Below are 4,507 nucleotides of genomic sequence, written 5' to 3' on the forward strand. Positions count from 1 at the left end.
GGTGCATCGTCGGCGATCGCGTTTTCGATCGACGTCACCGGCGGCAGCCTCTGGTACTCGACCTTGATCAGATCGAGCGCGTCTTCAGCGAGCGCACGCGATTCGGCCAGCACCACGGCAACCGGTTCGCCGACATAGCGCACGCGGTCCATCGCGAGCGCCCACTGCTCCATCGGCGACTTCACGCCGACCACGAACGGCCGCGACCAGCCCGGCAGATCATCACGTGTGAGCACGGCACGCACGCCGGCCAGTTTCAGCGCAGCGTCCGTGTCGATGCTGCGCAGTTCCGCATGGGCGTGCGGCGAGCGCAACACCGCGGCGTGCAGCGTGCCGGGTTTCACGGCGATGTCGTCGCCGTAACGTCCGCGGCCGGTCAGGATCGCCGGATCTTCGACGCGTTCCATCGAGCGGCCCACATGGCGCTGGCGCTGGCGTTCAGCCGACGTTTCGGGCTCGCCAGCGGCGCGTGCATCCGCTACCAGTTCGGCAACTGTATCGCGCTGATTCATTTCACTGCTCCCTGTGCGCGCGTGCCGGTTGCATCGGCGTCGTCGCCCTCGTCGTTGTCGCGTCGGTTGAACTCACTGGCAAGACCGCTCCAGCGGCGCGCAATCTCGCGATGCTCGATGCCGAACAGATCCATGATCCGGCCGACCGTGTGATCGACGATGTCGTCGACGGTTTGAGGGTGCGCATAGAACGCGGGCACCGGCGGCATCACGATCGCGCCCATTTCGGTGGCGAGCGTCATGTTGCGCAAGTGGGCGAGATTGAGCGGCGTTTCGCGCGCGACGAGCACGAGGCGACGACGCTCCTTGAGCATCACGTCCGCGGCGCGCGTCAGCAGGTTGTCGGCGAAACCGTTGGCGACGCTCGCCAGCGTTTTCATCGAGCACGGCGCGATCACCATGCCCGCGGTGAGAAACGAGCCGCTCGCCACCGTCGCGCCGATGTCGCGCACGTTGTGCACTACGTCGGCAAGACCATCGAGGTCCGTACGCGTGAGACCGAGCTCCTGCGCAGCGGTAATGGCGCCCGACGGCGACACGATCAGATGCGTCTCGATCGTGCCGAGCCGGCGCAAGGCCGCCAGCAGTCGCACGCCGATGACTGCCCCACTCGCACCCGAAATGCCGACGACGATCCGTTCACGCGTTTGCGTTGACTGCATGGCCGTGCCTCGCTCAGACCGCGTCGCGCAGCTGGCCGCTGTGCAGGTAGGCATCGAACGCCGCGTTGCTCGTGGCGACGAGCCGGTCGAGATCGACGCTGTCCTGCCCCGGAATCTGTACGCGTGTGAATACATGTGCCGGATAGACGACCGGGCGCGTCGCGTCGAGACCCATCTTGGCGCTGACACCCTGCATGTGCGGCGCCGCATCGTCGGGCTGGCCGACGGTCGTCGACGGATCGAGTGGCGAGCCCTGTGCGCCGGCCACAATCACAAGATCCCGATCCGCCTGGAAGCGCGTGGCGATCGCCCATTCGATTTCGGCGGGATCGTGCACGTCCACATCGGTATCGACGACGACCACCTGCTTGATGTCGTAATGCGTGCCGAACGCGCACAAAATCACGTTTTTCGCTTCGCCTTCGCGCTTCTTGTCGAACTGGACCCACAGGTGATACCGGCACACGCCGCCCACCGACAACTCCACGTCCTTCACGCCCGGATGGCTGCGCTGCAGATGCGCCAGCAATGTTGCTTCGCGCGGAATGGCGCCGAGCAGCAGATGCTCCATTTCAGCCGGAACAATCGTGTGATAGATGGGCTGTTCGCGGTGTGTGACCGCCGTCACGTCGATCACCTCACGCGCTTCGCGCGCGCTGTAGTACTTCGGGAATTCGCCGAACGGACCTTCGGGCTCGCGCACCTTGGGCAGAATGCGGCCCTCGATCACTATTTCCGAAAATGCGGGTACACGCACGTCGTTCGTCACGCATTTGACAACTGGCAGCGGCGCGCCGTGCAAGGCACCGGCGATCTCCAGTTCGTCCTTGTCGATCGGGGAAATGGCCTGCGACGCCAGCATCGTCAACGGATCGACGCCGATCGCGATCGCCACGTCGAGCGCGTCGCCCGCCGCTTCCGCTGCCTGATAGAACGCCAGCAGATGACGCGGCAACATCAGGATCGCCATGCGGTCCGGGGCGTGCACCTGAATGCGGTTGATCGACACGTTCTGGATGCCGGTCCGCGGATTACGCGCAATCACGAGGCCGGCCGTGATGTAGGGACCGTTGTCGTGCTCGCTGTGTGTCGGGATCGGCAGCAATGCGTGCAGATCGATGCCCTGCGTGCGGACGACCTGCTGGCACGCGGCCTCGTCGCGTGGCAGTTCGTGCCAGGCAACAGGATGCCCGGCCGCATCGCGAAAGCGTTCGAGCAGCGCGGCCTCGGGCACGCCCATCGCTTCGGCGATCCACGCGCGCTTCGACATGAAGCCGCTCACTACCGGAATGGCGTGGCCGCCGGGCTTGAGAAAAATGGCGGCTTGTTCTCCGTCGAGCCGTTTGGCGACTGCCGCGAGTTCGTGTTGGAGTGAAACCGGCTGATCGATCGTCGCGACGCGGCCCGTTGCCGACAGGCGTTCAAGCCAGTGGCGCAGCGTCGGCGCGGTGCTCTGCGGCGCCCATGAAGATTGAGGTGTGCCGCTGCCTGCGGCATCGCGTGAGTCCATTTACGTCTCCATCGGTGCTTGCCGTCAGGCGCCGGAACGAGTCTGTCGGGCGGACATGCAGCAAGTTGGAATGAAGCGTAGCGAGAACGGGTTATAACTTCTAATATTGTTTTTTGATGTCTTTCATCATTAGTTTTGATATCAGTGTTAGCCCCGATGACGCCCTTCGTGCGCTCGGTTATCAATAGGCAACGCTTCCGGTAAGGGTCTTTCTCAGCTATTCAGATAGCCACGCGGTGTGCTGTTTTCGCCGGCTTTCGTGAGTGACCTGATGGACCGCACAGCGGATATTAACTTTCGTGATGCACCCCGTGGCGCCCCATCTGGACGTCAAATGGACCTCTCATGGACCTGAAGCAGATCCAGTATTTCATCGCGCTGTTCGAGGACGGCTCCGTGACGCGCGCCGCCAAGCGCCTGAACATCGTGCAGCCGGCGCTCAGCATGCAGATCGCCAAGCTCGAGGAAGAACTGCATCAACAACTGTTCGACCGTGGCGGGCACGGCATGGCGCCCACCGCCGCCGGACGGCTGATGTACCGCCTCTTTCTGCCGATCATCCGCGATCTCGCGCATGCGCGTCAGCAAATGGTTCAGCGCGACGAGATCGTAACGGGCCACGTGTCGATCGGGCTGATCGCATCGGTGACGGAAAGCGTGCTCGCTGATTCGCTGTCGCGCTTTCACGCGCGCTATCCGCATGTCGAAGTCACCGTCGCCGACGGCTACACCGCGACCTTCATCGACTGGGTGTCGGGCGGCCAGCTCGACGCCGCGCTGATCAACAAGCCGCGCTCGCGCCTGTCGCTCGACTCGCAGCCGCTCCTCGATGAAGAGATGGTGCTCGTCACCAGCGCCGAACACGGCCCCGAACTGCCGCATGCGATCGAGCTCGCGCAACTACCCGAACTCGAACTCGTGCTGCCCACCAAGCGCCACGGCCTGCGCGGCGTGCTCGATACGGCCGCGCAGCATGAGGACGTGCTGCTTGCGCCGCGCTTCGAAATCGATGTGTTGAGCACGATCGTGAAGCTCGTCGAAAGCACCCGCTTTGCGACGATCCTGCCGCGCATCGCGGTTGAGCGCGCAGTGCGTCGAGGGGCGTTGCGCGCCTATCCGATTCTCGCGCCGCGCATCGTACGCCATATCGTGCGCATCAGTCATCCGCGGCGACCGTTGAGCGCTGCTGCCGAAGCGCTGATCACCATCATCGCCGACGAATTACGTGAAGTGTCGAGCGAATCGGCGCCGACCGATGGCGGCACGCACCGGTTACCCCCTGGCTTGTCATCCTCGAAGGAAGCCTCTGCATGAACGCATTTCACTGGATCGCTGGCGAATGGACCGGCACGCCCGCCGTCGACAGCATCGATCCCGCGACCGGCCTTGCGATCGGCCGCTTCACCACGACGGCATCGCTGAAGCCGACGCCGCCATTGCCGCAGCCCGATACACAGGAAACTGTAACGGTTCTGGTGCAAATAGGTAAGCGGGTTGAGAAGTTTCATATAGATAGGATTCCTTATCGAGAGAACAGGAACGCATTCCATACGGCGGGCTCAGCGGCATCCTTGAGGCCGAGCTTCGCGAGCTCGAACTGACCACTTGCGAATGCGATGCGTCAATTCGATACCTGAAATTGTGGTCGCGGCGCTCCTGAACCGCTTGAATCCAAGCATTACGTACGTTCTGGACCTGATGTGGCGATGGTCCTGTTCGATCACGTTGTTCAGATATTTTGAGGACCGGACCTTCGTGTCTTCAGGCACCAAACCATCGGCCTTCATCTCGCGCACCGCGCGGTGCGAGGCCGCGTAGCCATC

5 protein-coding genes and 1 pseudogene are annotated in these 4,507 nt (G+C 63.3%); 2 read left to right on the top strand and 4 right to left on the bottom strand.

Annotated features, from left to right (window positions below):
* The 3 genes and pseudogenes from FSO04_RS45045 to FSO04_RS45055 form a co-directional block, all read right to left on the bottom strand.
* Positions 1-512, bottom strand: a pseudogene (locus FSO04_RS45045) (xanthine dehydrogenase family protein molybdopterin-binding subunit); the annotation flags it as partial.
* Positions 509-1,174, bottom strand: a complete 666-nt coding sequence (locus tag FSO04_RS45050; RefSeq protein ID WP_154567855.1) for a UbiX family flavin prenyltransferase — start codon at positions 1,172-1,174, stop codon at positions 509-511. The gene FSO04_RS45050 and the pseudogene FSO04_RS45045, both read right to left, overlap by 4 nt.
* Before the next feature lie 13 nt (positions 1,175-1,187).
* Positions 1,188-2,684: a UbiD family decarboxylase gene (locus FSO04_RS45055; RefSeq protein WP_154567857.1), complete on the bottom strand. Its 1,497-nt coding sequence runs from the start codon at positions 2,682-2,684 to the stop codon at positions 1,188-1,190.
* A 345-nt stretch (positions 2,685-3,029) separates the two neighbouring features.
* On the opposite strand from FSO04_RS45055, the gene FSO04_RS45060 reads away from it, so the two are divergent.
* Positions 3,030-3,998 (top strand): LysR family transcriptional regulator, encoded by a 969-nt coding sequence (locus tag FSO04_RS45060; RefSeq protein WP_154567859.1) that lies wholly within the window; start codon positions 3,030-3,032, stop codon positions 3,996-3,998.
* Positions 3,995-4,285 (top strand): hypothetical protein, encoded by a 291-nt coding sequence (locus FSO04_RS48155; RefSeq protein WP_233465458.1) that lies wholly within the window; start codon positions 3,995-3,997, stop codon positions 4,283-4,285. Before FSO04_RS45060 ends, FSO04_RS48155 begins: the two co-directional genes overlap by 4 nt.
* On the opposite strand, the gene FSO04_RS45070 is transcribed toward FSO04_RS48155, so the two are convergent.
* On the bottom strand, positions 4,244-4,507 hold a 264-nt coding region (locus FSO04_RS45070), incomplete at its 5' end, for a DDE-type integrase/transposase/recombinase (protein ID WP_233465459.1). The genes FSO04_RS48155 and FSO04_RS45070 overlap by 42 nt on opposite strands.

The organism is Paraburkholderia madseniana (assembly GCF_009690905.1).
Classification (GTDB): Bacteria; Pseudomonadota; Gammaproteobacteria; order Burkholderiales; family Burkholderiaceae; genus Paraburkholderia; species Paraburkholderia madseniana.

What these genes read in the sequence shown, in the direction of transcription:
- FSO04_RS45050 (WP_154567855.1), bottom strand. Translation starts at nt 1,174, where the DNA reads ATGCAGTCAACGCAAACGCGTGAACGGATCGTCGTCGGCATTTCGGGT.
- FSO04_RS48155 (WP_233465458.1), top strand. Translation starts at nt 3,995, where the DNA reads ATGAACGCATTTCACTGGATCGCTGGCGAATGGACCGGCACGCCCGCC.
- FSO04_RS45055 (WP_154567857.1), bottom strand. Translation starts at nt 2,684, where the DNA reads ATGGACTCACGCGATGCCGCAGGCAGCGGCACACCTCAATCTTCATGG.
- FSO04_RS45060 (WP_154567859.1), top strand. Translation starts at nt 3,030, where the DNA reads ATGGACCTGAAGCAGATCCAGTATTTCATCGCGCTGTTCGAGGACGGC.